The organism is Gordonia sp. NPDC003425 (genome assembly GCF_053588635.1).
In genome coordinates this window covers 23,893-50,404 of sequence record NZ_JBSFQI010000013.1, presented here as the reverse complement: position 1 = coordinate 50,404, position 26,512 = coordinate 23,893, and the positions used below count along the sequence as shown (strand labels likewise).

Sequence of the window (26,512 nt, the reverse complement as noted above, 5' to 3'; positions counted from 1 at the left end):
AGATCAGTCCGTCGATGGACGTTGCGGCGGTTCGTCTTTCGGCGTCGAGGTTTCGCCGACACTGCGGCCTGCGGTGTTGTGCACGGAGTGCCCGCCGAACTGGTTACGCAACGCAGACACGGCTTTGAGCGTGGGAGAACCGTCCTGCTGACGGGACGCGAATCGCGCGAACAACGCTGCGGATATCACGTTGGCGGGCACCGCGTGCCGGATGGCCTCTTCCACCGTCCATCGGCCTTCACCGGAATCGGTTGTGTAATCCGAGATCTCGGTGAAACCGGGATCTTCCTGCAACGCGCGTACCAGCAGATCGAGTAGCCACGACCGGATCACCGTACCGTGCGTCCACGCGCGCAGCGTGCCCTCGACGTCGGCGATCAACGGTTCGGCGCACAGCAGTTCGTAGCCTTCGCCGTAGGCGTGCATCAGGCCGTACTCGACGCCGTTGTGCACCATCTTGGCGTAGTGCCCGGCTCCGACGGGTCCGGCGTGGACAAAACCGTCGGCGCGCTCACCCTCGGGTCGCAGTGCGTCGAAGATCGGCATGAGTCGCGTGATGTCGGCGTCGGATCCGCCGGCCATCAGCCCGTATCCGTTCTCCAGACCCCACACGCCGCCCGACACGCCGCAGTCGATATAACCGATTCCCTTGGCGCCCAGGATCTTTGCGTGGTCGGCGTCATCGGTGTATCGGGAGTTTCCGCCGTCGACCACGATGTCTCCGGGTTCGAGGAGGTCGGCCAGTTGTCGCACCGTGCTCTGCGTGGGCTCCCCCGACGGCACCATGATCCAGATGGCCCGGGGAGCGTCCAACGCCGCCACCAACTCCGCCGGCGAGGCGACGTCGGTGACCTCGGGCCGCGGGTCGTATCCGATCACCTGGTGACCGGCACGTTCGATGCGGGTGCGCATGTTGGCACCCATCTTGCCCAGCCCGATCAGCCCGAGTTGCATCAGCCCGGCAGACGCACCGGCATGAGCAGATACGTGAATGCGCTGTCGGGCGCGACGAACGCGCCCGATTCGTCGGCGACGGGCTCGTCTCCGGTGGACGGCCGCAGCACCGCCGGCCGGCTCGGGGTGGTGAAACCGAAGTCGACGGTGGGCACCCCGATCGCCGACAACCCGTCCTGCAGGTAGGTGGGATTGAAGGCGATGGTCAACGGTTCGCCGTGGAACTGCACCGGCAGTTCCTCCTCGGCACGACCCGCCTCGTCACCTCCGGCGGTGAGCAGTACCGATCCGTCGGTGAACTCCATGCGGACCTGAGCACCGCGTTCGGCGACGAGTGCCACACGCTTGATGGCGTCGATCAGCGGGGAACTGTCGATGGTGGCCACCGCGGTGTGGCTGGCCGGCAACAGTTGCCGGAACTTGGGGAACTCCGCGTCGAGCAGCCTGGTGGTGGTGCGCTTGTTCTCGCCGAGAATGCCGAGGATGCCCTCGCCCCCGAGGGCGGCGCCGCTACCGAACGCCAACGAAACATCGCCAGTACCTTCGGATCCCGCGGTCCGAGCACTGTCGGAGAGGGTCTTCGCGGGTACCAGGACGGCACCGGACGCGGCGTCATCGGTGGGATCCCATTCCAATTCGCGCACCGCGAGGCGGAACCGGTCGGTGGCGGCCAGGACGACGGTCTTGCCTTCGATCTCCACGCGCACACCGGTGAGCATCGGCAGGGTGTCGTCGCGGCCGGCGGCGACGGCGACCTGCGAGATGGCCTCGGCGAAGATCTGCGCCGGGATGGTTCCGGTGACCCCCGGAACGTCGGGCAGCTGCGGGTAGTCCTCCACCGGCATCGTCGGCAACGAGAACTTCGCACTGCCGCAGGTGATGGCGACGCGGGATCCGTCCAGAGAGACGTCGACCGGTTTGGCGGGCAGCGCCTTGGTGATGTCGGCCAGCAGTCGCCCGGACACCAGTACCTGACCCGGCTCGGCGATCTCGGCCGCGATGGTCTCCTGGGCGGAGACCTCGTAGTCGAATCCCGACACGGTGAGCCCGGAATCGTCGGCAAGTAACACGACACACCCCAACACCGGAACGGGCGGGCGAGTGGGCAGGCTGCGGGCAACCCAGGCAACGGCATCGGCGAACTGATCGCGCGCGACACGGAACTTCATGCTCGGTGGTTGCCCTTCTCTTGAACTCGCCAGGGATACCCACTGTAGAACGACGCCACGACATCGGTGGTGGTTGGGGTCAAGTCGCCACGCCGTGTTGCCTCGATGCGCGGTGTCACCATCGGCGACGGCGGTCGGCATCGGCGGGTGTGTGCACAGATCCTTCTTAAAAGAGAGTCTTTCAAGAGAGGGATCCATATCAGTCATAGGGCCTGTGGAAGTTGTGGAGAAGCACCCAAAAGCCGTGGCCCGCAGCGTGGTGCGGGTGTGCAGGAGCCGTGGAATCACATCGAATCGAGCGGCCAGGTTGTGGGATGGTGTGGTGTTGTTCGAATCCTGTGCACGCGCCGTACACATTCGCCGACGGGTTGGTCACAACTCATCCACAGGGCACATGGATGCGTGACATTGTGTACCGACGATGGGTGGACACGGCGCGGATGCCGTCGGATGCGACAGCAACCCTGCGGTGACAGTCGAGAGTTGGCGGTCGGCACGCGGCCTGATCCCGCTGCAAAAGCGGAGGTGTGCAGGGTTCAGCGAACGGCGCGCTGTTTGATCCGCGCGGTCAGTTCCTGCACGTGGTCGTACACCTTGCGGCGCTCGGCCATCTCCTTGCGGATCTTGCGTTCGGCGTACATGACCGTGGTGTGGTCACGTTCGAAGGTCTCGCCGATCTTCGGCAGCGACAGATCGGTGAGCTCACGGCACAGATACATGGAGATCTGGCGGGCCTGGGCGATCGACCGGGTCTTGCCGGGCCCGCGTAGTTCGTCGACGGAGATGTCGAAGTACTCGGCGGTGATGGCGAGGATGCTGGCCGCGCTCACCTCGAGCGTGCCGGAATTGGGCAGCAACGCCTGCAGCACCACCTCGGCCAGCGACTTGTCGAGTTCGGTGTTGTTGAGCGAGGCGAATGCGGTCACCCGGATCAGCGCGCCCTCGAGTTCGCGGATGTTGCGTTCGATCTTCGACGCGATCAACTCGAGCACGTCGTCGGGCACCACGATGCTGTCCATCTGCGCCTTCTTGCGCAAAATCGCGATGCGTGTCTCGAGGTCGGGCGGCTGCACATCGGTGATCAGACCCCACTCGAATCGAGTGCGTAGCCGATCCTCAAGTGTTGCAAGCTGTTTGGGAGGCCGATCGGAGGAGACGACGATCTGTTTGCTGGCGTTGTGCAGCGTGTTGAACGTGTGGAAGAACTCCTCCTGGATGCCTTCCTTACCGATGAGGAATTGGATGTCGTCCACCAGCAGCACGTCGACGTCGCGGTAGCGGCGTTTGAACGCCACCCGGCGGTCGTCGCGCAGTGAGTTGATGAAGTCGTTGGTGAACTCCTCGGTGGACACGTATTTGACGCGCATGCCGGGGAACAGTCGCTGCGCGTAGTGGCCGGCGGCGTGGAGGAGGTGGGTCTTCCCGAGTCCGGATTCACCCCAGATGAACAAGGGGTTGTAGGCGCGTGCGGGTGCCTCGGCGACGGCGACGGCGGACGCATGGGCGAATCGGTTGGAGGCCCCGATGACAAAGGTGTCGAAGGTGTACTTCGGGTTGAGGTTGGCACCTGTGCCGGTGGCCGATGAGGTGGTGGGCCGCTCGGCGAAGTAGGAGGGCCAGGAGTTCGAAGTCGTCGCAGTGTCGGCGCCGGCGTCGGAGGCCGGTGCCGGGACGCCAACGGCGTTTGTGGTCGCGGCGTCGGGAGGTGCGGTCTCGAGCACCGGGGAACCGGCGGCAGTGGCGACGGACTCGGCGAGAGTGTCGGGCAGCGGCGTCGGCGTCGAGATCCGCACCCCGAGATCGACCGGCTGATTCAGGTGGCGCGACAGCGCGGCGCGGATGGTGTCACGCAGATTGCGTTCGATCTGTTCCTGCACGAGCGGCGTGGGAACGGTGAGCAAGGCGAATCCCTCGGCCAGCGTGAGCGGCTGGACCAGTGAGAGCCAGGCCTTCTGCTGCCGGGTCAGGGGTTCGTGCTCGTGGGATCCGGCATCGTCGTTCAACTCGGCGACGACCTGTTGCCAGACCTCCCCGAACGAGTCGCGATCTGTGCTCACGGTACGGCCCTCCTGCCGGGAGAAATTACCAGTATCGGCATCGAAGGTCTCAACCATGTCGAGGGTCCACGGGACTTGTCCACACGGTTATCCACAAATGTGTACAACTGGTTGGGAACAGAACGTCACCGCTGTGGGCGGAGCGGTTGCCCGTGAGCGGGTGGACGGGATGGGTCGTGCCCGCCGGCGATCATTCGACGCTAACAGACCCCGAACGACATCGATAACGGAAGCCCGAATTGCGCTCGTTCGGGTGACAAAGCCGATCACCGACTTGCACCGATCTGTCCGACGCCGCGCGTGGACGCGGGACGACGGACGTACCGGAATCCGGATTCACGCAGGTCAGCAGGCGTACGGATGGTCGCTCGTTTGATTTGGATGGCCCCGGTCCAGTAGTCTCGACGGGTCATCCAGGTATGCGGATTTGCGCGGTGTCAAGCGTTGTTCACCGACGGGTCGGGGTGCAAGCCCTCGATCCGTCCTTGAGAGCGGGGCACCCAACCGGCGTCAGTCCGGCACCGCAGCCTCGATCAGCAAGACCACCCAGTACAGCGTGGGTTGCGCACGAAGTTCGGTGCGTCCACGTCCGAGCACAAGGAGTTCAGCCGTGGCCAAGGGCAAGCGGACCTTCCAGCCGAACAATCGTCGTCGTGCACGCGTGCACGGTTTCCGGTTGCGCATGCGCACGCGTGCGGGCCGTTCGATCGTCAACAGCCGCCGCAGCAAGGGCCGCGCGAAGCTCACGGCCTGATCGTCGAGCACGACCCACGCCGCGTCCGGTCCCACCGGCGACCGGGTGCGAATGTGGTCGGTGGTGACTGGTCGATGACGGCAGCATCTCATCGGATCTCACGCAGATCCGACTTTTCCCGCACGCTGAAACGTGGCGTGCGGATCTCCGCGCATGACGTGGTGGTCCATCTCCTGGTGACGCCCCGCGAGTGGCCCGACGCTGCGGGTCGGCGGGTCGATGTCGCGACGACCGGTGGTCCGTGGCTCGGTTTGATTGTGAGCAAGGCAGTGGGGTCGGCGGTTACCCGGCACCAAGTGGCGCGCCGGTTGCGGTCGGCGTTCGCCGCGGTGGCCGCGGACTGCCCGAGCCCGGAGACCGCCGTCGTGATCCGTGCGCTGCCCGGTGCCGCCGAGCGGTCGGCACCCGACCTCGCCGAACAACTGCGGACCGTGTTCGCCGATCGCCGGGCACGACGCCTGGCACTCGACACTTCCGGGGCGATCTCCGTCGGCGGCCCGCGATGACCGCGCCCACCACGTCGGAGCACGAGACCGTCACGCCGGCACCAGGGTGGCGGCGGGCATTGTCGACGACCGCGCGGTGGCTGCACCTCTTGCCGCGACGCATCGTCATTTTTCTCGTCGAGCTCTACCGCACGTGGGTGTCGCCGCTACGGCTGCCGACCTGCCGCTTCGAGCCGACGTGCTCGGGGTACGCGGTGGAGGCCCTTGAGCGGCACGGGTTCTTCTACGGCGGGACGCTCGCGGTGATCCGGCTTCTCAAGTGCGGGCCCTGGCACAAACCCGGTTACGACCCGGTTCCCGAGCAGAAGATCCGGTGGCCATCGTCGTCGCGGACAACGTCCCACACAAACCAGTCATCATGTACGACTCGAGAGCACCACACCCACCGTGGTGCCGCCAACGGGAGTAAGGGGTAACTGACCCGTGCTGAACTTCATCTACTACCCGGTGTCCGGCATCATGTGGGTCTGGCACTGGCTCTTCGACTTCATCACGCCGAACACTCCGGGCGGCAACGGTGTTGCCTGGGCGCTGTCGGTGGTGTTCCTGGTGTTCACCCTCCGCGCGATCCTCTACAAGCCCTTCGTGAAGCAGATCCGCACCACGAAGAAGATGCAGGAGATCAACCCCCAGCTGCAGGCGATCCGGAAGAAGTACGCCAAAGACCGGGTCAAAATGACCGAGGAGATGCAGAAGCTGCAGAAGGAGCACGGGTTCAATCCCCTCCTCGGCTGTCTGCCGATGCTGCTGCAGATCCCGGTGTTCATCGGCCTGTTCCACGTGCTGCGCTCGTTCAACCGCACCGCGACCGGCATCGGACAGTTGGGCATGTCGCCGCAGGAGACGCGAGGCGCCGCGAACTATTTCTTCAGCGCGGAGCAGGTGCAGAACTTCCTCGACGCTCGTCTGTTCGGTGTGCCGCTGTCGGCGTACATCACCCAGCCCAAGGCTCAGTGGGAAGCGTTCGTCCAGGTGGGGTCGCCCATCGACTTCACCCGGATGAACATCGCCATCGTGGTGATCCCGATGATGATCATCGCCTCGATCGCGACGCACATGAACTCGCGCGCGTCGGTGGCACGGCAGCCCGAGGCGGCGCTGGAGAACCCGCAGACCCGCATGATGAACATGCTGGCGCTCTACGTCTTCCCCCTCGGCATCCTGGTGTCGGGCCCGTTCTTCCCCGTCGCCATCCTGCTGTACTGGATGAGCAACAACATCTGGACCTACGGCCAGCAGCACATCGTGTTCGGCCGGATCGAGAAGGAAGAAGAAGAGGCTCGGCAGGCCAAGCAGGAGAAGCTGAAGGCCAACGCCCCCAAGCCGGGTGCGCGCCCGGACCGAGCCAAGAAGCACCCCGAGGTGAACGGGTCGGCCCCGACCGGAGATGCGACCGCGACGACCTCGGGCGACGGTTCGTCGGGAACTGCGGCATCGGAGTCGGGTGGCTCGGAGTCGGGTGGCTCGGATGGGGCCGCGGCCGAGTCGACGGGTCCGGATACCAAGCACGTGGTGGGCAACAAACCGAAAGCCGGGCAGAAGCCGGGACAGTCGTCGGCCGGTAAGAGTGCCGCCGGGTCGGGTCCGGGCAGCCGCAAGCAGGGAGCGGGCCGCGGCGGAGGCAAACGCGGCGGAGGCCGCAAGGGCGGCCGGCGGTAGCCGCGACACTCCCCTCCCCCACAGAACTTTCCCTCCCAGAGACTTTGACCGGAACACACACAGCGAGGTGCAACTGAGATGACAGCAGAAACCGCGACCCAGACCGACCCGACGGTGGACGAGCAGACGCAGACCGCGGGCACTGCGGTGGACACGTCGGCCGAGGCGACCGCTGACGGGGATGCCGCTGCGGACGGCACTGAGGCGGTCACCGCGGAAGTCACCGGCGGTGCGGATGCGGATGCGGATGCCGACGACACCGACGACACCGACACCGACGATGAACTCGATGACGAAGAGCGGTTGGTCGAGGAGGGTGAGATCGCCGGCGATTACCTCGAGCAGCTCCTCGATGTGCTCGACTTCGACGGCGACATCGACCTCGATGTGGACGGCGACCGCGCGGTGGTGAGCATCGACGGTGGGGACGACCTGTCCAAGCTCGTCGGCCGCAAGGGCGAGGTGCTCGACGCACTGCAGGAGTTGACTCGACTGGCCGTGCAGCAAGCGACCGGTGATCGCAGTCGACTGATGCTCGACATCGCCCGGTGGCGCGCCGACCGTCGCGATCGCCTTGCCCGTCTGGGCCAGGAGGTTGCCGAGCGCGTGCGTGACACCGGCGATCGTGAAGAGCTCGATCCGATGACCCCGTTCGAGCGGAAGATCGTCCACGACGCCGTTGCGGCTGTCGACGGCGTGATGAGCGAGAGCGAAGGCGCCGAGCCCAAGCGCCGCGTGGTGGTGCTCCGGACGAACTAGTCACGTCCGAGCGCGCACTCCTTAGTACGATGAGGTCCCGGCTTCGGCCGGGACTTCTTTCGTTTGTGCAGACTGAATTACACCTATGTTGTTCGCGGACCGGTGGGATGTTTCACGTGAAACGTCGACGCGGCAGACCCGCGATTGTCGAGCGACAGTAAGGCGCGAAGGTTTCACGTGAAACATGAGCCGAACGAGCAGGGCCGGCCGCTGGACGGTCCACCCCTTCAGAGCCGCGCCCCAGAGGAAGCGGTGGATGCCGCCTCCCTTGCGTCCTCCCCTCCCCCGTTCGCGGCAGAGGTGTTCGGTGATCGGCTCGGGTTGGCGCAACGCTACTGCGTGATCCTTGCGACCGATGGCATCGAGCACGGATTGATGGGACCGCGGGAGGTCCCGCGCCTCTGGGAGCGCCACATCCTCAACTGTGCAGTGATCGAGGAGCAGGTGGCCGCTGACTGCGCCGTGGTGGATATCGGGAGCGGTGCGGGCCTTCCGGGCATCCCACTGGCGATCGCCCGACCCGATCTGGCGATCACCTTGATCGAGCCTCTGTTACGGCGGGCAACCTTTCTGGAGCGCGCTGTTGTCGATCTCGGGCTGGCGGTGCGCGTAGAGCGCGGCCGGGCCGAGGAGAAGTCGGTGCGCGCCGCGGTGCCCCTCGCGGACGTCGTCACCTCGCGTGCAGTCGCGCCGCTTGAGCGGCTCTCGAGATGGTCGGCGCCGCTCATTCGCGACGGCGGCCGACTGGTGGCGATCAAGGGATCGTCGGCCGTCGACGAGATCGCTCGTGACGAGGCTGCGGCCGCGCGGAACGGGATTGTCGGGTTGCGCGTCGAACACTGTGGTGTCGGTCATCTGGACCCGCCGACAACAGTGATCGTCGGGGATCGTCGGCGATCGCCCGGGGACGGCAAGACACGACCCGGACGTGCACGACGGCGGAACGGCCGGTAGTTGGTGACGGAGACTCGGAGGGCGCAGAATGGACGACAACGACGATGCACCACCACGACAGGGGCGAGTTGAGTGAGTGCCGACGAGTATCGGATAGGGCAGAGGAGCCAAGGCGTGACGGAAGCTGATCCGGATGTTTCACGTGAAACCGTCCGGCACGTCGGTGCGTCCACTCCGACGCCGACCTACGACGACACCCCGATCGCGGCAGCTGCGGCACGAGCCAGTCAGGTGCTGACACCGGGGGGAACCGGCCAGCTCCCCCGCCCCCCACAGACGCGCATCATCACCGTGGCCAATCAGAAGGGCGGCGTCGGTAAGACGACGACGGCGGTGAACCTGGCGGCGGGGCTGGCCCTGCACGGGCTCCGTGTGGTCGTGATCGATCTCGACCCACAGGGCAACGCCAGCACGGCCCTGGGAATTGATCACCGCGCCCCCGACATCGCATCGGTGTACGAGTTGCTGCTCGGCGAGGTCAGTTTGCGGGAGGCGATCCAGCAGAGCCCCAGCCACGAGAACCTCTTCTGTGTCCCGGCCACGCTCGACCTGGCCGGTGCCGAGATCGAGTTGGTGAGTCTCGTTGCACGCGAGAATCGGCTGCGCAACGCGCTCAACGCCGACGCGATCGCGGAGTTCGGATTCGACTACGTGCTGATCGACTGCCCGCCCTCGCTCGGTCTGTTGACCGTCAACGCGATGGTGGCCGCGCGCGAGGTCCTGATTCCGATTCAGTGCGAGTACTACGCACTCGAAGGTGTCGGACAGTTGCTGCGCAATATCGAGTTGGTGCAGGCGCATCTGAATCCCACCCTGCACGTGTCGACCATCGTGTTGACCATGTACGACGGCCGCACCAAGCTCGCCGATCAGGTGGCCGAGGAAGTCCGACGCCACTTCGGTGACAAGGTGCTCGGCACGATAATCCCGCGCAGCGTGAAGGTGTCGGAAGCGCCGGGTTACGGCATGACGATCATCGAATACGATCCGGGTTCACGTGGAGCGATGAGCTACCTCGACGCCGCACGTGAGGTGGCGCTGCGGGCGCAGGCCGAAGCCGATGCGACGCCGACCGCGGACACGGGGGGTTCCGCGTGAACGCACGTCCCAGCTATCGCCCCATTGATTCATCGAGAGGAATGCTGTGAGTCAGCGCGACACCGCACCCCGACGCGGCGGACTCGGCCGAGGTCTCGCCGCCCTCATCCCCACCGGTCCCCCGGACACCGACAGCACCGCTCCGAAGCTGGGATCGGCGGCGGCCGATGTGGTGATCGGCAAGGGCTCCGGCGGGTCCGGCGGTGCGGCCGGTGCGAGCGCAGCCGCGTCCGGAGCCGGCACCACCGCGGTGGCCGACCAGCCGAGGGTGCCCGATGTGGGCACCCCCGACGAAGTGGGCGCGGTCTATCAGGAGCTCCCGCCCGCGGCGATCCAACCCAACCCACATCAGCCGCGGACCGTCTTCGACGAAGAGGCCATGGCCGAACTCGTCCACTCGATCTCCGAGTTCGGGCTCATGCAGCCCATCGTGGTGCGCAAACTCGAGACACCGACGTCCAACGGAGTGCGGTATCAGCTGGTCATGGGTGAGCGCCGCTGGCGTGCCAGCCAGGAGGCCGGACTCGACGCCATCCCGGCGATCGTGCGCGAGACCGCCGACGGCGACATGCTGCGCGACGCTCTCTTGGAGAACATTCACCGTGCACAGCTCAATCCGCTGGAAGAAGCGGCGGCCTATCAGCAGTTGCTCGATGAGTTCGGGGTGACCCACGAGGAACTCGCCAGTAGGCTCGGACGGTCCCGGCCGGTGATCACCAACATGATCCGCTTGCTCAAGCTGCCGATCCCGGTGCAACGACGGGTGGCTGCGGGCGTCCTCTCCGCCGGCCATGCCCGGGCACTCCTGTCTCTGGAGACGGGCTCCGATCAGCAAGAGGTACTGGCCGCGCGCATCGTCGCCGAGGGATTGTCGGTGCGGGCAACCGAGGAGGCGGTGACGCTCGCCAATCGCGGCGATGGCCCCGCCTCCCCCACGCCGACGCCTCCTCGGCGTCGTCAGATGCAGATGCCGGGGCTGCAGGAGGTGGCCGAACGGCTCTCGGACACCCTGGACACCCGGGTCACCGTGAGCCTGGGTAAGCGCAAGGGCAAGATCGTCGTCGAGTTCGGGTCGGTGGACGATCTGGAACGTATTGTCGAAACCATCGACCCACCAACCGCGGCAAAACCCTGACCTAGGACATGCGGAAGTTACGTCACAGTGACACTTGATCATCACCGGAAGCAGCTCAACCGCCAAAGGCTTTGGTACACAACACCTTTGGTATGCGAGGGCGCGCCTCGGGTGACCAGCGAGGGCGGTACACGGTGAATCTGACGGTTACGCGGCTGGATCTCGAAGCATTCGAGTCGTTGCCGTCGCACACCCGCCGATGTGTCTTCTGGGAGGTCGGTCCGCCGGTCGATTCGGCACTCACGGCGCCTTCTGACGAGTCGTCCCCCGCGCTGCCGAGCGATCCGCTCGCCGCATTCTCGGCGGACCGCTTCGAGAGCGAGTTCGACAAGGAGGCGTGGATCTCCTCGGTGCTTCTGGAATGGGGCACCTGCGGGCAGGTGGCCATCGACGCCGGCACTGGCGTGGTGGTGGGCACCGCCTTCTACTCCCCGCCCGGTCGGGTGCCGCGGTCTCGTTCCTTCCCCACCTCGCCGGTGAGCGCCGACGCGGTACTGCTCACGTCGATCCGCACCGAACCGGGTTTCGAGGAGGCAGCCGGTCTGCTCTTGGATGCGACGCTCGGTGATCTGATCCGACGCGGTGTACGTGCGGTGGAGGCGTTCGGGCTGGTGCGCACGCCACGTCGGCAAGTCGCCTACCCCGAGTCCGGCGACGCGGCGGACCCCGCCGCCGGTGAAGCACCCCTGCTCGCCGTGCCGAACGATCTGAGTACCTGGTCGGAGGAATCGATCGTCGAGGTGGCGCGTGAGATCCTGGACAGCCCGCAGGGCGACTTGTGCACACAGTGCATGATCGACGCGGCGTTCCTGAAGGATTCGGCGTTCGACGTGGTGTCGTCGCATCCGCGGTTCCCGCGGTTCCGACTCGAACTCGACGAGGGACTGGGCTGGAAGTTCGAGGTGGAAAGCGCCCTGGACAAGCTGGTGGTGATGGCGGCCATCGACCTGGCCGGCCGAGAACGCACCGCTGTACCGGTGGCGCGACGCCGAAACGTGTTCTGACGCCCGAGGTCCGACAGCCGGAGCTTCCTAGAAGCCTGAAATCCGTTCGGCCGCAAGAAGATCGGCGAACGTGTATGTGCCGGTGGGGCGGTCGTCTTCACCGAGCAGATACAGCCGCTTGACCGCGACGAGGATGGCCTCGGCGATCACGTTGCGGTAGTTGGGATCCTCGAGCACCTCGACGTCGTGCGGATTGGTGATGTACCCGACGTCGATCAGTGCCACCGGCATCCGGGTGAGCCGCAGGATCTCCCAGGTGCGTTCATGCGTTCGGCAGTCGACAAGTGGTGTGCGCGCAGCGATCTCGCGCTGGATGAAGTCGGTGAGGGTGCGACCGATGGTCGAGTACGATCCGCGCGCGTTGCCGAAATAGAACGACGCAACACCGTTGGCCGCCGACGTCGGATGATGCCCGCAGCGCAGCGAGATCATCATGTCGGCATCCACCATGTTGGCCACACGGGCCCGTTCGTCATCGGTGGGCTCGCCCCGGCCGTCGTGCGACAGGAATGTCTCCATCCCCGCCGCAGCCATCCGACCCTCGAGTCGGGCGGCGAGATCCCACAGCACGCGGGACTCGATCTCGGCCAACTCCCCGGTCGAATACTCGTGTCCGCCACCGGTTCCCGGGTCGATCACGATGCGTTTGCCGGAGAGCCGCGGACCCGACCGGCGTACGTGCTCTTCCTGGCGGATCGCATAGGGCGAGCCGCCGGTGACACGGGTGCCGAGACGGTCGAGTGACCGTAGTGTCGACGGACCGCAGATACCGTCGGCCGACAATCCGTATTCACTTTGATACAGGCACACCGCGTTGTGGGTGCCCTCGGCGAATACACCGTCCACGAGACCGGTGTAGTAGCCGAGATTCTGTAGGCGGCCCTGTAGCGCGGAGACGTCGTCGCCGACCATCGGCGCCGACAGCCGGTACAGCAACACGCGTGCCCCGAGCTGATAGGAGGCCTCGCGTAGCGCGCGATAGGTGGCGGGCCCGACAACACCGTCGACGATCAGTCCCCGTTGCTGCTGAAAGGCGCGCACCGCGTGATCGGTGTCGTCGTCGAACACCGCATCGGCCACCGAAGCGGGTTGTTCTGCATCTGCCGACGACGTGACTGCGTGACGACCGCGGTTGGCGACCATCAGACCCTGTCCCGACAGAATCGAACGGATCTCGGCGACGGCCGACCCCCGATCCCCATGTCGGAACGTTGGCATGTGATCTCCTCGGTCGGGTGCCGCACTGCGCGTCCTCCGCGGGTACGACAACCTCAGCGGAGGACGACAAGCAGCATTGTCTCAGGTCCGGCGGCCCGGGTCCAAACTCGCGGGGATCGACTACGCCGAGGTGCCGACGACGGAATCGAGCTCGCGCAGCAGCGCGGCCTTGCCCTTCGCACCGACGATCGTCTTGGTCGGCTGGCCGTTCTCGAACAGGATCAGCGTCGGGATCGACATGATCTTGAAGTCACGGGCAACCGCGGGATTGGCATCCACATCGAGCTTCGCGACGGTGAGTTTGTCGGAGTGGTCGCGGGCGATCTCCTCCAGGACGGGGGCCACCATGCGGCACGGACCGCACCAGGTGGCCCAGAAATCGACCAGTACGGGCTTGTCGGCGCCCAGTACCTCATCCTTGAAGGTCGCGTCGGTGACGGCGACGGTGTTTGCACCCATGGTGTCCTCCTTGACAGTTCTTTCGTTTCGAGTGAATCAGATGTTCGCCTCGACGGCGATCACATCGCCCTCTGCCGGCATCGGTGCCACGTCACCCTGCTCGGCGAGCCAACGCTCGGCGTCGATCGCGGCCGAGCATCCGCTGCCCGCCGCGGTGATCGCCTGGCGATAGGTGTGATCCACCAGGTCGCCGGCGGCGAAGACACCCGGCACGGACGTGTACGTGGTGCGTCCCAGCACCTTGACATAGCCCTCGGCGTCGAGATCCACCTGACCGCGCACCAGCTCGCTGCGGGGGTCGTGCCCGATCGCGACGAACATGCCGGTCACGTCGATGACCTGCGTGTCACCGGTTCGCGTGTCCTCGAGTTCGAGTCCGGTGACCGATCCATTGCCGACCACCGACTTCACCGCCGAGTTGGTGACGAAGCGGATCTTGTCGTTGGCCTTGGCGCGGTCGAGCATGATCCGCGAGGCACGGAACTCGTCGCGACGGTGCACCAGGGTGACGCTGCGGGCGAACTTGGTGAGGAACGTCGCCTCCTCCATGGCCGAGTCGCCGCCACCGATCACCGCGATGTCCTGATCCCGGAAGAAGAACCCGTCGCAGGTGGCGCAGGCGGACACACCGCGACCGAGGAGTTCCTGTTCACCCTCGATACCGAGGTAGCGGGCGGCGGCACCCATCGCGAGGATCACGGCATGTGCGTAATAGGTCTCCCCACCGGCGTCGACCTCCTTGACGGTTCCCGTGAGCCGCACCGCGTCGACATCTTCCATGCGGAGGTCCGCGCCGAAGCGGATCGCCTGTTCGCGCATCTCATCCATCAACGCGGGACCCTGGATCCCGTTCTGGAAACCCGGGAAGTTCTCCACCTCGGTGGTGGTCATCAGCGCACCGCCGAACTGTGTGCCCTCGAATACCACGGGCGCCAGTTCGGCGCGTGCCGCGTACACGGCAGCGGTATATCCGGCCGGGCCCGACCCGACGATGATCAGATTGTGGACCTGCGGGTTGTCTGTGTGAGTCAATCCATCCTCCGTGCTCGTGGACGCGGGACACCACGCGCTGGTGGCGGTCCGGTTCCCGCTGCTTCAACACAAGCCTAAGGGCAGATGTTCCCCTGGCGCGGGGGCCGTCGTCCGGTCGGTGTCAGGGGTGTGGGGTCAGGGGTGTGGGGTCAGGGGTGTGGGGTCAGGGGTGTGTGGTCATCCGCCGATCGTGGTGTTCGACACCGTGGCGGGATTGCCGGTGTCGCAGCCCCGCTCCACCACCAGCGCGTCGAACCGTCCGGCCACCCCTGTTCCGAGCAGGATCACGATGCGCGGCACACCGGCGACGACGATGTCGCCGGAACCGAGGACCGGTGTGGATGCGGGCACGCCGTTGGCCGCGGTGCATCGCCGCAGCGCGGACTCGGACCCGAACGGGCGCGCCGAGGAGTCGCCGAGCACGGTGAGCGCCGAAGCACGTTCGGTACCGTCGAGCGATGCTCCGGCCGCGGGCGTCGAAGTGGCTCCGGCCTGCACGCCCGCCGCGTCGTCGCCGGTGCGGGGCAGCACCGCGATCAGCACCCCGGCGAGCACCGCCACCACGGCGGCCGCCGCCAGCGCGATCACCGAGGCGCGCACCGGCGTGGGCGTCCGGCCCCAGCGGGACGCGGCCCGCCGACGCGCCGGACTCGACGCTGCATCCACCTCGGCGCGTACCGCGTCGAGCGTTTGTTCGGTGCGGGCCCGGACCTCCGCAGGCGCCGGAATCGGCTCGACGGGGAGCTCGCGCAGCTCTGCCTGCGTCTGATCGAGCGCGGCGAGAACGTGCCGGGCCGCCGGATCGTCCGGCAGGCGTGACCGGATGTGCGCGGCGACGTCGTCGGGAAGCACGCCGGCGTGAAAATCGGCGAGGAGATCCACCGGATACGGGGGATCCGGATACGGGGGATCCCGATACGTCGTGCTCATTCTTGTACTGTCCCACTCCTCGACACGGCAGCCCCACCCCTCGAGGTGGCGCGGTCTGAATACTGCTCGTGACATACGACGCGAGGAAGCGCCGTCGGGTTCCCCCGACCTGTTCCGGCTTCTTGGCGCCGCTCTTCTTGCCGCCGCTTTTCTTGCCGCCGTTCTCTGCGCTGCGGCTCAGTCATCGCGCAGATGCCCCAGGATCTGCGCGAGCCGCAGCCGACCGCGGGCGCAGCGACTCTTGATGGTGCCGGTGGCCACCCCGAGGCGTTCGGCGGCCTCGGCGATCGAATAGCCCTCCACGTCCACCGCGACGATCGCGGCGCGCTGATCGGGCGGAAGTTCGCCGAGCGCCTCACCGATGGACATCGACAGGTCCACGGCGCGGTACTGATCGGCTCCGGCACCGAGGGCGGCCACATCGAACTCCGGCAGCGCCACCGTGTGCCGCAACTTGTTTCGACGGATGCGGTCGAGGCAGGCGTTCACGACGATGCGATGCAGCCACGTGGACACGCGCGCGTCGGCGCGAAAGGTGTGCGCCATCCGGTGTGCGTTGAGCAGGGCGTCCTGCAGTGAATCGGCGGCGTCTTCGGGGTGCTGGTGGGTGCGGTAGGCCAGTGCCCAGAGGTGATTGTGGTGGCGGTGGATGAGCGTGGCGAAGGCGTGGGGATCGCCGGCGAGGTGCGCGGCGAGCAGCTCTTCGTCGCTGCGTGTGTCGCCATCTCCCCCGGGCATGGGATGAGGGTAGTGCAGCCTGGGCCGGTCGATCGGAGCCGTTCGACTCCTGTGGACAATCCCGGCAGATGCCGGTCCGGCCGGAGCGGTAAGGTGACCCGCGTACTTCCACCGAAGGGAATCCGGTGAGCGCTGCATCCACCGATCGAGGCCACCAACCGCTGCCCGACCGCAAGGCGGGCGCACGCTTCTTCGAGGCCAACTACCGGGTCCGCACCGGCGACATCGACCAGGAGATGCGACTGCGTCTCGACGGGGTGGCCCGGTTCCTGCAGGACGTGGCCAACGACAACATCGAGGCCACCGACTTCGGGGCCACCGACCCCTTCTGGATCGTCCGGCGCACGGTGATCGACGTGATCCGCCCCATCACCTGGCCGGCGGGTCTGACCGCGCAGCGTTGGTGCGGGGCACTGTCGACCCGATGGACCAACATGCGGGTGCGCCTGACCGCCGACCACGAGACCAACCGATTCAACCCCGAACCACGCGAGCCCGGGCTCATCGAGACCGAGGCGTTCTGGATCAACGTCAACGAGCAGGGCATGCCGTCGCGCCTCACCGACGAGGCGTTCGAGATGCTCTCGTCGATGACCGACGAGCACCGACTGCGATGGAAGTCGATGAATCCGGAGAAGGCGCCCGCCGCTGAGGAACTCGCCCTTCCCGACCGCGAGCACGTGCTGCGCATCACCGATTTCGACCCGTTCAAACACCTCAACAACGCCGCCTACTGGGAGGCCGTCGAAGACGAGCTCGTCGATCACCCCGATCTGGTGGAGGCACCGCATCGCGCGGTGATCGAATACCTGCGCCCCGTGGTGCCCGGCACCCCCATCACCGTGCGCCGCATACGCGACGCCGACAGGCTGCTCGTCTGGCTGCTGATGCCCGGCGACGACGGCGAATTGGTCTCCGCCGCAACGGTATCGGTGAGCCCCCTGCCCACCGGAACCGCACCGCTGCCCACCGACGACGACTGATCGGGTCAGCGCGACAGATACCAGGCCAACGCCGACCCGATCGCGCCGACGCCGTTGAGCGTCCAGTGCAGGGCAATCGGTGCCAGCAGGCTGCCCGACCGCAGCCGCAACCACGCGAGCACCGCCCCGGCCACAGCGGTCACCACCACAGCACCCACCACCCCGATCAGCTGCGCCCCGGTGCCATGACCGAGTACGGCCGTCAAGCCCGCGTTGCCTGCGGTGAGGTCGAGCGATGACACCACATGCCACAGCCCGAACAGCACGGCCTGCACCAGCACCGCACGGCGGACCGTCGTCAGTCGGCAGAGGGATCCGAGAACCACCCCGCGGAAGAACACCTCCTCGGGCACCACGGTCTGCAGCGGGATGATCACCGCCGCCGCGAGGATGGCGGGCCCCAGCTGCGCGTATCGGTCGTTGAGGAACAGATCGCGGGTCCATGGCAGACCCACGCCGATCAGCACCACCGCCGACACCACCAGCACGATCGCGGCGGCGTAGCGCAGGCCCCTGCCCAACGACGCACGTCCGAGACCCAGGTCTGCGGCGATCAGGCCCGCCCATATGGCGATACACGCGGCAAGCACGGCGGCAATCAACACCGCCCAACCGGCGCCGCGGACCGGCTCGAAATGCGCCACCATCTCGGCGCCGAGCATCAGCGCACCGCCGACGCCGAGCGCCCACCAGAGACGACGACGGGCACGTGCGTTCACCACCGCCGAAGGCGGATCATGCGAGGCGGGTGGAAGCGGTGGTCCGGACGACGTCACACCACGTACCCTCGCACAGGAACGCAATCACGTGCGTACGGCGAGAATATGGAGGCACCGGGTGTCCGAGGTCGTCGACGAACGCACGAACGCGGACGAGGAACCGACCGATGCCCCCCGGCCCGGCCGGTTCCGTCGTTTCTGGTCGTCCTACCGCACCCGGATCAGCTTCGCGGGTCTGCTGTTTGCCACAGTCTTCCTGTGGCTGTCGGCCACGCCCTCCCTGCTCCCCCGCGGTCCGCTGTTTCAGGGCATCATCAGCGGGGCGGCCGCCGCGCTCGGTTACTCCATCGGTGCATTCGTGGCGTGGCTCATCCGTTTCATGTTGTCGCGAGATGAGCGGTGGCCCACACCGCCACGAGCGGTGTGGATCGGGCTGGGCGTCACCTTCGCGATCGGCACCACCGTGATGTTCTACTGGTACTCGATGTGGCAGACGGAGATTCGCAACCTGATGGGTGTCGCCAACCTGTCGTGGACCGCCTATCCGCAGATCATCGTGATCGCGCTCATCGTGTTCGTGGTGCTGATGTTCATCGGTCAGGCGTGGGCCAGCGCGCTGGCCTTCCTCGTGCGTCGGACCAACCGTCATGTGCCGCCCCGGATCTCGGCCGTGGCCTCGCTGCTGGTGCTCGTGCTGCTCACCGTGTTCATCCTCAACGGCGTGGTGGCCAAATACTCGATGAAATGGCTCAACAGCAGTTTCGCGCTGGCCAACGACGAGGTGCGCCCCACCTCGACGCCACCTCCGTCGACGATGCGCTCCGGCGGCCCCGAGTCGCTGGTCAGTTGGGAATCGCTGGGCCGGGAGGGGCGCGTGTTCGTGTCCGGCGGCCCGGACACCGGGGCGTTGTCGGTCTTCAACAACGCACCCGCGAAGGAACCGATCCGTGCATACGTGGGGCTCGGTTCGGGCGACAACGCCCGCGCGAACGCGCAACTGGCCGCCGACGAACTCGTGCGGGCCGGGGGCCTGCAGCGCAAGGTGATCGCCATCGGGGCCACCACCGGATCGGGTTGGGTCAACAAGGGCACCGTGGCCTCGCTGGAATACATGTACAACGGCGACGTGGCGACCGTGGCCATGCAGTACTCGTATCTGCCGAGCTGGATCTCGTTCCTCGTGGACAAGGAACGTGCGCGGCAGGCGGGCAGCGCGCTGTTCGAGGCCGTCGACGCCAGGGTGCGCGAACTACCCGAGGCGCAACGCCCGAAGATCGTGGTGTTCGGTGAGAGCCTCGGATCCTTCGGTGCCGAAGCAGCATTCGGTACCGTGCCGACGATGGCCGCCCGCACCGACGGCGCACTGCTCTCGGGTCCCACGTTCAGCAACTCCCTATGGCAGGATGCCACCGCCGCCCGCGACCCCGGGTCCCCGCAGTGGCTCCCGATCTACGACAGCGGTCGACAGGTCCGCTTCATCGCCGACAAGCAAGACCTCGACCGGCCCGATGCGCCGTGGCCGGGCAGTCGGGTGGTGTACCTCCAACATGCCTCCGACCCCATCACCTGGTGGTCGCCCTCGCTGATCCTCAACAAACCGGATTGGCTGAACAAACCCCACGGCCGCGACGTCCTCGATTCCGTGCATTGGATTCCGTTCATCACCTTCTTGCAGGTGTCGGCCGACATGGCCGTCGCGGTGAACGTCCCCGACGGTCACGGGCACCACTACCTTGACGCGATTCCCTACGCGTGGGCGCAGATCCTGCAGCCTCCCGGGTGGACCGACGCCAAGACAGCGGCGCTACTCCCCCACCTCAGCCGCGACTGATCCCGGGTTCACCGCGCGGTCGAGGTGATCACCGCGGCCGCGACGGCTGCGGCGTTGGTGGCCGCGAGTTGCTGGTAGACAAGGAAACTCACCGGGAACCCGGGCAGCCGATTGGGGTCGTCGGGTCCGTCGGAGACGCCGCGAAGGCCGAGGAACGGGATGTGGCTGCGGGCCGCCATCTGCGCCACCGCAGCCGTCTCCATGTCGGAGGTGAGATAGCCCGTGCCCGGGTCGACGTCGTCGAGCAGGGTCGCCAGCACCCGGGCATCGGTGGCGGCGAGCCGGTCGAGGTCGGCGCGGTCGGTGGTGCGGTCGGCCAGCGCGCAGGGTCGGCACCCGGTGATCGCGCCCCCGCCCGGGACGCACGGAAATGAGTAGCCGCGGTAGGGATCGCTCGACAGTCCTCGGCCGCCCACCACGATCCGCGGCTGTCGGTGCAGATCGATGGGTGCGGTCCAGGGCAGGTCACATGCGCACGGGGAGAGCGGATTCGCGGTGCCGGTGGCGTGCTTCAGTGCGGGGTGCACAGTGCGCGCGGCGGTGAGCAGAGCGGGATCGGCCGGTAGCGGTCTCCCGGTGCGGCCGAGGAACCACGTCGACGGCACGGTGACGTCGCCGATGCCGGCCGGAGGCATGCCGCCTGCGTTGCCGGAGAACAGGATTCGTTGCACTCGAACACCGTGTGCGGCGCAGGTGAGTACCTTGCCGGTGGTGTCGGCGGTGTTCGTCGCATTCGTGATGCCGACGCCGGTCATCGCCGCGATCACCGGCGCACCGCCGATGTCGGTGCGGTAGAAGCTGACGTTGTTGTGCGTCCAGGTCTCCCGAACCCCCGAGGAGCGTGCCAGCACCGCCGACAACTCGGCCGGATACGCCGACAGCACCACCGTCACCGGCTGACACGACGCCGGTGCGGCCGCGGCCGGACCGGTGCTCGCGACCAGGGCGGGAACCAGGGAACAGAGCAGGGCGGCACACAGGGCGGCGAGACGAAACACAGGTCGCATCGCTTCATGCTCGCAGCGACCGCCCGGCGGTGCGCTGCGAGGCGACGGAGATCACTCAGCGATGTCGAATGCGGCGAGCACCTTGGTGGGGCGCAATCGCACGACCAGCTCACCCGGTACGCCGTTGCGTCTGCCGTACTGTTCGGCGAGGTCGGGACCCATGTACCGCGCGGCGATGACGGTGGCGGTGCGCAGCAGTTCCGCGGGGTCCTCCGACACCGTCACCGTCCCCTGGACCTGGACGTAGGAAAACGGCGGGCGCTCGTCGTCGACGAGCAGGGTGGCCCGCGGATCACGGTGCAGGGCACGGCCTTTGGCGGTGCCGGCACCGGTGTTGAACACCAGCTCGGAGCCCTCGACGACGAACCAGACGGGTGCGACCAGCGGGCGTCCGTCGGCGGCCACAAAGGCGAGTTTGCCGGTGCGGGTGCCCGACTGGAGAAACTCCACCACCTCGGGCGTCAGCTCGGGGCCGCCCACGTTCAGGCCTTCTTCGGTCCGCGTGCGTAGAGCGCCAGCGCGATGAGCACGGGCTGGAAGAACAGGCGGACGAGTCGTTTGCGGTCGGTGTCGAGCGTGAACGCGTCGATGTGGTTGACGTACTGGTGGATGTTGCCCGGGAACACCGCCACGAAGAACAGGGCGAGCAGCGCACCGATGATCCGGCGATACCGGGGCAGTGCGACGAAGGCGGTGCCCAGGCCGATCTCGACCACCCCGGATGCCAGCACGGTGACATCGGGGTCGAGCGGGATGGCGTCGGGAACCTGCGCCTGGAATTCCTTGCGCTGGAACGTCATATGCCCTATTCCGGCGAGGGCGAGGAATGATCCGAGCGAGATGCGGGCGATGTCGGGGCCCAGGGTTGTTGCGCGGGATGCCATGGCGTCAGCCTACGCCGGTGGTGAGCTGACGGTGGGCGGCCACGAACAGCTCGACGCAGACGTCGCGGATCATGTCCACCTGTGCTGCGGGTTCGCGCGACTCCGGGTCGGCGTCGGTGCGGACATACCAGTCGACGAGGAGCTGGGTGAGCGCGCCGATGACGCCGACCGCGGTGAGCTGCGCCTGCGCCGGGACGTCGCGCTCCCCGCCGACCAGCGCCAGGGCCAATCCCGCCCAGTCGTGGATCGCCCCCATCCGCAGGCGTTCGAGTGCGGGGTCGACGCCCACCACCTCCACCAGGATGATCCGCGCCATCCGACGATCCCCGGTGAGGCAGCGCAGGAAGGCGTCGAGGGTGTGGTGGGCCGCGGCCCGCAAGCGTGACGGGTTGATGCGGTGATCGACGCCGAGATACGGGGCGGCGGCGTCGACGGTGGCCCCACGGGTCACCGCGACGCAGTGCTCGTACACCGCTGCCAGCAGGGCGGGCCGGTCGGTGAACGATTCGTAGAAGTAGCGCTGCGTCAGCCCCGCGTGTTCACATACCCGTTTCACCGAGACCGCGGCGTAGCCTTCGCTGCCGAACAAGTCGAGTCCGGCGTCGACCAGGGCGGCACGTCGACGGGTGCGGCGTTGCTCGGCGTCGGTGCCGGCATAGCGCCTGCCCGCTCCATCGAGCGTGGATGAGTCGTTGTCGAGCAACGGGGCCTTCTTCTGTGCGGCTGTAGACGGAACCTATCTGACACGCTATCGTGTCACACATCGATCTGACACGTAGGGGTGTCAGATCCTCTGCCTGGTGAGGAGGCATTGCGAGATGCTCGACCTGCTGCCCGAGGCCATGCGTGAACCCACGGTGATCGCGATCCCGTTCTTTGTCACCATGCTGGTGATCGAATGGTGCGCCGCGGCCAAACTCGAGCACGACGAGGGTGAGCAGCGCAGCCCGGCGGGCGCCTATGAACGCCGCGACGCCAGGGCGAGCCTGAGCATGGGCGTGGTGTCCATCGCGACCAGCGCCGCCTGGAAGTTCCTCGGCCTGCTGGCCTACACCGCGATCTTCGCCTATCTCGCCCCGTGGCATCTGCCCGCCACTGCCTGGTACAGCTGGGTCATCGCCTTCCTCGGTGTCGATTTCCTCTTCTACTGGTCGCATCGCGTCTCCCACCGGGTGCGGCTCGTGTGGGCGACGCATCAGGCGCACCACTCCAGCGAGTACTTCAACTTCGCCACCGCACTGCGGCAGAAGTGGAACATCACCGCGGCGCTGGTGATGTGGCTGCCCCTCCCCCTGCTCGGGGTACCACCGGCACTGGTGTTCGCGACATACTCGCTGAACCTCATCTACCAGTTCTGGATTCACACCGAGCACATCGACAAGCTGTGGCGGCCTTTCGAATTCGTCTTCAACACGCCGTCGCATCACCGGGTGCATCACGGCAGCGATCCGGAATACCTCGACAAGAACTACGGCGGCACCTTCATCGTGTGGGACCGGCTGTTCGGCTCGTTCACCCCCGAAACCCACCGTCCCACCTATGGTTTGACGAAACCGGTGGGCACATACAACATCTGGCGGCTGCAGACCCACGAGTACGCCGCGATCGCCCGCGACGTACGCACGGCCGGCTCGTGGCGGGCGCGACTGGGGTATGTGTTCGGGCCGCCCGGGTGGACGCCCGCCGCCGCGGCCGTGCCGCAGCACTCAGCGCTCGTTGAGCCGCGCGAGCAGTTCGGTCAGCAGTTGCTCGGCGCGTTCGGCCGGGATGACGTCGAGCAACGCCATGACGGGCGCGAGTTCAGCGGGTAGCGCCGCCGGCACTCCGTTGCTCCCGGCAAGCCCCAGGGACTCCAGAATCCTCTCGGCGGCAACCGAATCGAGCGGTCCGGTGGCACCGAGTTCGGGGATCGCGTCGAGCAGGCCACTGAGATCCACCGGTTCGCGGCCGCGTACCTCGTCGGCCGCGGAAGTCAGCGACGCGGTGAGCGCGGGCAGGTGATCGGCGGTCACCGGCGTCACCGTGAGATGGGTGGTACGCGGAAGGTGTACTCCCCCGGGCTGATCCAGTCCCGGTTGTGGCTGCAGTGTCCATCCCTGCGCATGCACCGCATCGGCCCAATGGTGCGGATCGACGCGCGCGGCGGCATCGACCGAGGTGTCGGCCGCGACGGCCAGGAGCGGCCCCACCGGATCGCCCACCACGGTGAGACCCTCGATCGCGTCGAGACATTCGCGGAGCGCGGACGTGGCCGCGTGGGCGCGGTCGGTCAGTCGCTGGAATCCCGCGCGGCCGAGGTAGGCCACCACCGCCCACGCCGCCGCCAGTGACATCGCCGACCGACTACCGAGCAACGTCGGGTTCACCACCGGGTATCCGGGCCAGCGGGTGGTGGCGAACGAGGCGGCCCGCTTGGCGTCGCGGTCGGCGAACAGCAGTACCGACGCGCCCTTGGGGGCATAGCCGTACTTGTGCGCATCCAACGAGATGCTGGTGACCCCTGCCACCCGAAAATCCCACGGCGGCAGCAACTCCGGGGGGAGTCCGGCATGTGGAGCGCCCCAGAACGGGAGCACCCAGCCGCCGATGCAGGCGTCGACGTGAACAGGCACACCCGCGGCGGCCGCCCGGGGAGCGATCTCGCCGATCGGATCGAGGACGGCAAACGGGTAGCAGGGCGCCGACAACACCACCAGCGCGACCTCGGGGCGCAGTCGTGAATACATCGCTTGCGCGTTCATCACGCCGTCGGTGTCCACCGGGACCAGGTCGAGGTCGAGATCGAACAGGTGGGCCGCCTTGTGGAACGCGGCGTGCACGGTCACCGGGGCCACCAGCACGGGCCGCTCGGTGACTCCCTGCTGCGAAGCGTCCGCGGCCTGCCGCGCCCGCCACCGGTCTCGCGCGGATTTCACTGCGAGCAGACAACTTTCGGTGCCGCCACTGGTCACCAACCCGACGGGGGGATGGGCTGGATCGCCGTGCACGAGGTCGGATGCGAAGTCGATCACCTCGCGTTCCATCCGTGCCACCGACGGAAACGTGGTGGGATCGAGGCCGTTGAGCGATTGCACCGACGTGGCCGCGCGGGCGGCGAGCTCGTCGAGTTCGGCGAGACCCGAGTCGTAGACGTAGGAGAGCACCCGGCCCCCGTGCGTGGGTGCGTCGTCGATGCGCAGCGCGCTCAGCGCGGCGAGTACCGCCTCGATGTCGGCGTCACGCATGGGTGTCACCGGTGTGTGCGGCCGTACCCGGGAGGGCATCGAAGTCGTCGTCGATATCCTTCTGCCGCAACGGATATCGAAGCATGAATGCGAGCGCGGCGAGGGTGAGCAGCGCCGGCACCACGCTGAAGGCGAGCACGATGGCGTGCAGTGCGGAATCGGGTTGGGTGACGTCGGAGCCTTCGGTGGACGACACGTATCCGCCGAAGGCGAGGATCACGGTGAGGCCGACGGCTCCCAGTGCCATACCGCCGGTTTCCGCGGCGGTCCAGATGCCGCCGATCACCCCGGCCGAACTGGCGTGGTGGGTGCGCTCGTCGTGCGAGATCACGTCGGGCACCATGGCCAGAGCCAGCGTCTGGATGCCGGCGTACGCGACGCCGGCGAGTCCGATCAGCGGATAGATCCACCACCCGGTGGACCACCACAACGCGAGCAGGCCGAGGGCAGCAGCGGCGAAGAGCGCGAGCGCAGCGGCGAAACCGGCCTCTTTGCCGACCCGGCGGGCCACCAGGCCCCACACCGGGGCGAAGACGAGGGCGGGGCCGATGAGGGCCACGAACAGCGCCGAGATGGCCGACTGCGAATCGAGTACCCACGTGGCCACGTACTGGGCGGCGGCCAGCATCATGCCGGTGGCCAGCGCCTGGAGGGCGCCGGCGGTCAACAGCAATCGCAACGCCGAGCTGCGGCGGAGCACCGCACCGGCGTCGCGGTAGCCCGCGGTGAGCGCGTGCCGGTGCGAGGTGGCGGTACCCGCCGGTGGCCGGGCCAGCGTCGCGGTCTGTGATGCCACATACATCGCGACCCCCATGGCGAGGCCGGTGACCACACCCATGACCAGGTAGCCGGTGGTCTCCGAACCGCCGATGTCACGCAGGGCGGGACCGCCCGCACCGAACAGAAGGATCGCCAGGGCAAGGACGGCCACCCGGACGGTGAGAAGTCGGGTGCGTTCGTGATAGCGGGAGGTCAGCTCGGCGGGCAGCGCGACGTAGGGAACCTGGAAGAGACTGAAGACGGTGGCCGACAACAAGAATGCGATGGCGACCCAGGTGGCCTTGAACCCGAGCGGCCAGCCCGGAGGGGCCGCGAAGGTCAGTGCGAAGAAGATCGGCAGCGATAGTGCCCCGACCGTCATCAGCGGCCTGCGCGAGCCCCGTTGCGCCGCGGAGTGGTCGCTGAGCGCGCCGATCGCGGGGGCGATGAGCACATCCCAGATCTTGGCGACACCCAGAATGATTCCCGCGGCCACCGCGGCGATCCCGAGGGCGTCGGTGAGGTAGTAGACCAGCACCAGGCCCGGCAGGGTGGTGTAGCCGCCGGTGCCCAGCGAACCGGTGCCGTAGCGCGCGACGGTGCTTGCGCTCAACACGCCCGAAGACCGGGCCCCATGACTGTTGTCGCCGGTCACCGATGATTCCCCCATCCGTGTGCG

At 67.2% G+C, this 26,512-nt stretch carries 27 protein-coding genes; 12 read left to right on the top strand and 15 right to left on the bottom strand.

Annotated features, from left to right (window positions below):
- Positions 1-3: 3 nt before the first annotated feature.
- The 3 genes from gnd to dnaA all read right to left on the bottom strand — a co-directional run bounded on the left by gnd (position 4) and on the right by dnaA (position 4,180).
- Positions 4-954 carry a phosphogluconate dehydrogenase (NAD(+)-dependent, decarboxylating) gene (gnd, locus tag ACWDTD_RS15340; RefSeq protein ID WP_449747986.1) on the bottom strand — a complete coding sequence of 317 codons (951 nt, stop codon included), beginning with the start codon at positions 952-954 and terminating at the stop codon, positions 4-6.
- The gene (gene dnaN, locus ACWDTD_RS15335; RefSeq protein ID WP_449747985.1) at positions 954-2,123 is read right to left on the bottom strand and encodes a DNA polymerase III subunit beta; all 1,170 of its coding nucleotides are present in this window, start codon (positions 2,121-2,123) and stop codon (positions 954-956) included. Before dnaN ends, gnd begins: the two co-directional genes overlap by 1 nt.
- Before the next feature lie 536 nt (positions 2,124-2,659).
- On the bottom strand, positions 2,660-4,180 hold the full coding sequence (gene dnaA / locus ACWDTD_RS15330) for a chromosomal replication initiator protein DnaA (protein ID WP_449747984.1): 1,521 nt from the start codon (positions 4,178-4,180) through the stop codon (positions 2,660-2,662).
- Positions 4,181-4,790: 610 nt separating this feature from the next.
- Here dnaA and rpmH point away from each other — a divergent pair.
- The 9 genes from rpmH to ACWDTD_RS15285 all read left to right on the top strand — a co-directional run bounded on the left by rpmH (position 4,791) and on the right by ACWDTD_RS15285 (position 12,049).
- Positions 4,791-4,934 carry a 50S ribosomal protein L34 gene (gene rpmH / locus ACWDTD_RS15325; RefSeq protein ID WP_449747983.1) on the top strand — a complete coding sequence of 48 codons (144 nt, stop codon included), beginning with the start codon at positions 4,791-4,793 and terminating at the stop codon, positions 4,932-4,934.
- Between the two features lie 74 nt (positions 4,935-5,008).
- The gene (gene rnpA, locus ACWDTD_RS15320) at positions 5,009-5,440 is read left to right on the top strand and encodes a ribonuclease P protein component (protein ID WP_449747982.1); all 432 of its coding nucleotides are present in this window, start codon (positions 5,009-5,011) and stop codon (positions 5,438-5,440) included.
- Complete coding sequence (gene yidD / locus ACWDTD_RS15315) at positions 5,437-5,856, top strand: membrane protein insertion efficiency factor YidD (RefSeq protein ID WP_449747981.1); 420 nt, start codon at positions 5,437-5,439, stop codon at positions 5,854-5,856. The genes rnpA and yidD overlap by 4 nt, the downstream gene beginning before the upstream one ends.
- A 7-nt stretch (positions 5,857-5,863) precedes the next feature.
- A complete protein-coding gene (gene yidC, locus ACWDTD_RS15310) occupies positions 5,864-7,099 on the top strand; it encodes a membrane protein insertase YidC (RefSeq protein WP_449747980.1) in 1,236 nt (411 codons plus the stop codon).
- A gap of 78 nt (positions 7,100-7,177) precedes the next feature.
- Positions 7,178-7,858 carry a Jag family protein gene (locus tag ACWDTD_RS15305; RefSeq protein WP_449747979.1) on the top strand — a complete coding sequence of 227 codons (681 nt, stop codon included), beginning with the start codon at positions 7,178-7,180 and terminating at the stop codon, positions 7,856-7,858.
- 252 nt (positions 7,859-8,110) lie between these two features.
- Positions 8,111-8,812, top strand: coding sequence for a 16S rRNA (guanine(527)-N(7))-methyltransferase RsmG (gene rsmG, locus ACWDTD_RS15300; RefSeq protein ID WP_449747978.1), 702 nt, complete (start codon positions 8,111-8,113; stop codon positions 8,810-8,812).
- A gap of 114 nt (positions 8,813-8,926) precedes the next feature.
- Positions 8,927-9,910, top strand: coding sequence for a ParA family protein (locus tag ACWDTD_RS15295; RefSeq protein WP_449747977.1), 984 nt, complete (start codon positions 8,927-8,929; stop codon positions 9,908-9,910).
- Positions 9,911-9,956: 46 nt separating this feature from the next.
- Complete coding sequence (locus tag ACWDTD_RS15290; RefSeq protein WP_449747976.1) at positions 9,957-11,045, top strand: ParB/RepB/Spo0J family partition protein; 1,089 nt, start codon at positions 9,957-9,959, stop codon at positions 11,043-11,045.
- Positions 11,046-11,179: 134 nt separating this feature from the next.
- Positions 11,180-12,049, top strand: coding sequence for a hypothetical protein (locus tag ACWDTD_RS15285; RefSeq protein WP_449747975.1), 870 nt, complete (start codon positions 11,180-11,182; stop codon positions 12,047-12,049).
- Positions 12,050-12,076: 27 nt separating this feature from the next.
- Here the strand turns inward: ACWDTD_RS15285 and ACWDTD_RS15280 are convergent, their stop codons facing one another.
- The 5 genes from ACWDTD_RS15280 to sigM all read right to left on the bottom strand — a co-directional run bounded on the left by ACWDTD_RS15280 (position 12,077) and on the right by sigM (position 16,426).
- Positions 12,077-13,267 carry an N-acetylmuramoyl-L-alanine amidase gene (locus ACWDTD_RS15280; RefSeq protein ID WP_449747974.1) on the bottom strand — a complete coding sequence of 397 codons (1,191 nt, stop codon included), beginning with the start codon at positions 13,265-13,267 and terminating at the stop codon, positions 12,077-12,079.
- A gap of 120 nt (positions 13,268-13,387) precedes the next feature.
- Positions 13,388-13,726, bottom strand: a complete 339-nt coding sequence (trxA, locus tag ACWDTD_RS15275) for a thioredoxin (RefSeq protein ID WP_449747973.1) — start codon at positions 13,724-13,726, stop codon at positions 13,388-13,390.
- Between the two features lie 36 nt (positions 13,727-13,762).
- Positions 13,763-14,758 (bottom strand): thioredoxin-disulfide reductase, encoded by a 996-nt coding sequence (gene trxB, locus ACWDTD_RS15270; protein ID WP_449747972.1) that lies wholly within the window; start codon positions 14,756-14,758, stop codon positions 13,763-13,765.
- Positions 14,759-14,935: 177 nt separating this feature from the next.
- A complete protein-coding gene (locus tag ACWDTD_RS15265) occupies positions 14,936-15,688 on the bottom strand; it encodes an anti-sigma factor family protein (protein WP_449747971.1) in 753 nt (250 codons plus the stop codon).
- A gap of 177 nt (positions 15,689-15,865) precedes the next feature.
- Positions 15,866-16,426, bottom strand: coding sequence for an RNA polymerase sigma factor SigM (gene sigM / locus ACWDTD_RS15260; RefSeq protein WP_449747970.1), 561 nt, complete (start codon positions 16,424-16,426; stop codon positions 15,866-15,868).
- A gap of 125 nt (positions 16,427-16,551) precedes the next feature.
- Between sigM and ACWDTD_RS15255 the strand changes: the two genes are divergently transcribed.
- Positions 16,552-17,409, top strand: coding sequence for an acyl-[acyl-carrier-protein] thioesterase (locus ACWDTD_RS15255; protein WP_449747969.1), 858 nt, complete (start codon positions 16,552-16,554; stop codon positions 17,407-17,409).
- Between the two features lie 5 nt (positions 17,410-17,414).
- Here the strand turns inward: ACWDTD_RS15255 and ACWDTD_RS15250 are convergent, their stop codons facing one another.
- Entirely contained in the window at positions 17,415-18,185 is a 771-nt protein-coding gene (locus tag ACWDTD_RS15250) for a CPBP family intramembrane glutamic endopeptidase (RefSeq protein WP_449747968.1), read from the bottom strand.
- A 61-nt stretch (positions 18,186-18,246) separates the two neighbouring features.
- Between ACWDTD_RS15250 and ACWDTD_RS15245 the strand changes: the two genes are divergently transcribed.
- The gene (locus ACWDTD_RS15245) at positions 18,247-19,959 is read left to right on the top strand and encodes an alpha/beta hydrolase (protein ID WP_449747967.1); all 1,713 of its coding nucleotides are present in this window, start codon (positions 18,247-18,249) and stop codon (positions 19,957-19,959) included.
- Positions 19,960-19,967: 8 nt separating this feature from the next.
- Here the strand turns inward: ACWDTD_RS15245 and ACWDTD_RS15240 are convergent, their stop codons facing one another.
- From ACWDTD_RS15240 to ACWDTD_RS15225, 4 genes are read right to left on the bottom strand one after another with little or no spacing between them, the layout of a single operon-like run.
- A complete protein-coding gene (locus ACWDTD_RS15240; protein ID WP_449747966.1) occupies positions 19,968-20,966 on the bottom strand; it encodes a 5'-methylthioadenosine/S-adenosylhomocysteine nucleosidase family protein in 999 nt (332 codons plus the stop codon).
- Positions 20,967-21,017: 51 nt separating this feature from the next.
- Positions 21,018-21,446: a PPOX class F420-dependent oxidoreductase gene (locus ACWDTD_RS15235; RefSeq protein WP_449747965.1), complete on the bottom strand. Its 429-nt coding sequence runs from the start codon at positions 21,444-21,446 to the stop codon at positions 21,018-21,020.
- A gap of 2 nt (positions 21,447-21,448) precedes the next feature.
- Positions 21,449-21,850, bottom strand: a complete 402-nt coding sequence (locus ACWDTD_RS15230; protein ID WP_449747964.1) for a DoxX family protein — start codon at positions 21,848-21,850, stop codon at positions 21,449-21,451.
- A gap of 4 nt (positions 21,851-21,854) precedes the next feature.
- Positions 21,855-22,553, bottom strand: coding sequence for a TetR/AcrR family transcriptional regulator (locus tag ACWDTD_RS15225; protein WP_449747963.1), 699 nt, complete (start codon positions 22,551-22,553; stop codon positions 21,855-21,857).
- Positions 22,554-22,668: 115 nt separating this feature from the next.
- On the opposite strand from ACWDTD_RS15225, the gene ACWDTD_RS15220 reads away from it, so the two are divergent.
- The gene (locus tag ACWDTD_RS15220; RefSeq protein WP_449748050.1) at positions 22,669-23,661 is read left to right on the top strand and encodes a sterol desaturase family protein; all 993 of its coding nucleotides are present in this window, start codon (positions 22,669-22,671) and stop codon (positions 23,659-23,661) included.
- Here the strand turns inward: ACWDTD_RS15220 and ACWDTD_RS15215 are convergent.
- Complete coding sequence (locus ACWDTD_RS15215; protein ID WP_449747962.1) at positions 23,557-25,074, bottom strand: pyridoxal phosphate-dependent decarboxylase family protein; 1,518 nt, start codon at positions 25,072-25,074, stop codon at positions 23,557-23,559. The two genes, ACWDTD_RS15220 and ACWDTD_RS15215, sit on opposite strands and share 105 nt — an antisense overlap.
- Positions 25,067-26,449 carry an MFS transporter gene (locus ACWDTD_RS15210; protein WP_449747961.1) on the bottom strand — a complete coding sequence of 461 codons (1,383 nt, stop codon included), beginning with the start codon at positions 26,447-26,449 and terminating at the stop codon, positions 25,067-25,069. Before ACWDTD_RS15210 ends, ACWDTD_RS15215 begins: the two co-directional genes overlap by 8 nt.
- Positions 26,450-26,512 lie beyond the last annotated feature (63 nt).